General features: G+C 73.4%; 2 protein-coding genes. Both read left to right on the top strand.

Annotation, left to right across the window (positions count from 1 at the left end; translation table 11 throughout):
- Positions 1 to 228 precede the first annotated feature (228 nt).
- Positions 229 to 1,026, top strand: coding sequence for a DUF427 domain-containing protein (locus IE312_RS43975; protein WP_190045752.1), 798 nt, complete (start codon positions 229 to 231; stop codon positions 1,024 to 1,026).
- Between the two features lie 99 nt (positions 1,027 to 1,125).
- On the top strand, positions 1,126 to 1,806 hold the full coding sequence (locus tag IE312_RS09025) for a class I SAM-dependent methyltransferase (RefSeq protein ID WP_189980107.1): 681 nt from the start codon (positions 1,126 to 1,128) through the stop codon (positions 1,804 to 1,806).
- The last annotated feature ends 215 nt before the right edge of the window (positions 1,807 to 2,021 follow it).

Raw genomic sequence — 2,021 nt, 5'->3', positions numbered from 1 at the left:
GCCGCGAGGGGCTGCGCCGTCCGGCGTCGGCACAGGTCCGTGCCCTGCCAGCCCTCCCCCGACGCCTGGCGCATCCGGATCAGCGGTCTGCATCCTCAGCGCGGTGTCGGAGCGAAGCAGGTGTAGGACCGATGACGGCAGAGGAGGGACCGTGATCGACACGGAGGCCTGCGGGGAGCAGAGGCGGCGCACGCGCATGATGCCGCCTCGACCGGCCGGTGATCACCGATGACGAGATGGACGCCCCGGCCCGACGGCGGACGGCCGTCCGGGAAACCTTGTTCCCACACCTGGACGGCCGACCCGACGTCGCTGAGCGTGACGTGCCCGGCCTGCGCGGCCCGCGGACGGGTGCCGGCCGACCTGCTGCTCTGCCTGACCTGCGGCCACGTGGGCTGCAACGACAGCACGCCCGGAGCCCACGCCACGGCCCACTTCGAGGCCGACGGGCACCCGGTGGTCCGCAGCCTGGCACCCGGCGGCGGCTGGGCCTGGTGCTACGAGGACGAGGTGTACCTGGATCCGCTGGACGAGCCCGCGCCGCGCTCCTCTCCGCGCGGGCCCGAGTCCGTCTGGGACTACCCGCGGCCGCCCACCATGAGCAAGGACGACCGCGTCGTGGTGGTCGAGTGCGCCGGCCAGGTGGTGGCCGAGAGCCGCGGGACGATCCGGGTGCTGGAGACCAGCCATCCCCCTGTGTTCTACGTCCCCCCGCAGGACGTCCGTACGGAGCTCCTGTTCCCGGCGGCCGCGGGGCGGACCTGGTGCGAGTGGAAGGGGGCGGCCCGGTACTGGGACGTCGTCGTGGGCGACGACGTGCGCGCCCGCGCCGCCTGGACGTACCCCCGTCCCGAGCCCGCGTACACGGCCCTCGCCGACTTCTTCGCCTTCTACCCGGGCCGCGTGGACCGCTGCACGGTCGGCGGGGAGGTGGTCGCGGCGCAGGAGGGCGACTTCTACGGCGGCTGGATCACCTCGGAGGTGCGGGGGCCGTTCAAGGGGGCGCCGGGCACACAGCTGTGGTGAAAAGTGCGCGCAGCCGCTGTTCCTCGCGCCTTGGACGTCGTTTTGCCGGAGCGGCAACAACAGTGGCGTGACCGGGCCACGATGGATGACGTTGGGCCCATGACCGACGACATCACAGCGGGATCGACCGCGTCTGACACCTTCTTCCCTGGCGACGGATACGTCGGAGACCCCGCGGTGCGGGCGGAGTGGGACAACCGATACGCCGACCGCCAGCAGCTGTGGAGCGGCCGGCCCAACGGTGCGCTCGTGGCCGAGGTCGCCGGGCTCACGCCCGGGCGGGTGCTCGACGTCGGCTGCGGCGAGGGCGCGGACGCCGTCTGGCTCGCGCGCGGCGGCTGGGACGTGACCGCGCTAGAGGTCTCGGGTGTGGCGCTGGAGCGGGCGGCCGGGCACGCGCGGGACGCAGGCGTCGCCGTTCGCTGGGTGCACGCCGCGCTGACGGAAGCAGCGCTCCCGCCGGCCTCCTTCGACCTGGTCTCCGCGCAGTATCCAGCCCTGCTGCGCACCCCCGACGCCGCGGCCGAGCGAGCGCTGCTCGCCGCCGTCGCGCCCGGCGGCGTGCTGTTGCTCGTACACCACGCGGGGATGGAGACCCAGCAGGCGCACGACAGCGGATTCGACCCGGCTGACTACGTCTGGCCCTCGATGGTCGCCGCCCTGCTCACCGACGACTGGAAGGTGGAGGTGAACGAGCAGCGACCACGCCTGGTACCCGATGGCGGCGCCGGCGCGCACCATGCCGACGACCTGGTGCTGCGTGCGCGACGGCTGCGCTGAGCCCTCCGCTCGGTCGCGGCTGCCTGCCGTGCCTGCCTGACGTCGGGCCGGCACGAAGCGGCAGCGGTCACACGGGGGCCGGCCGGGATCGGTCGCCCGTGGGTTCGAGGCGGACGACGATGCCCTTCGATGTGGGCTGGTTGCTCATGTCGGCGACGCTGTCGAGCGGCACCAGGACGTTCGTCTCCGGATAGTAGGCGGCGGCCGAACCCTTG

The organism is Streptomyces capoamus (assembly GCF_014654935.1).
Taxonomy (GTDB): domain Bacteria; phylum Actinomycetota; class Actinomycetes; order Streptomycetales; family Streptomycetaceae; genus Streptomyces; species Streptomyces capoamus.
The sequence above is the reverse complement of the archived record's forward strand: the minus strand, read 5'-3'. Positions and strand labels throughout refer to the sequence as shown.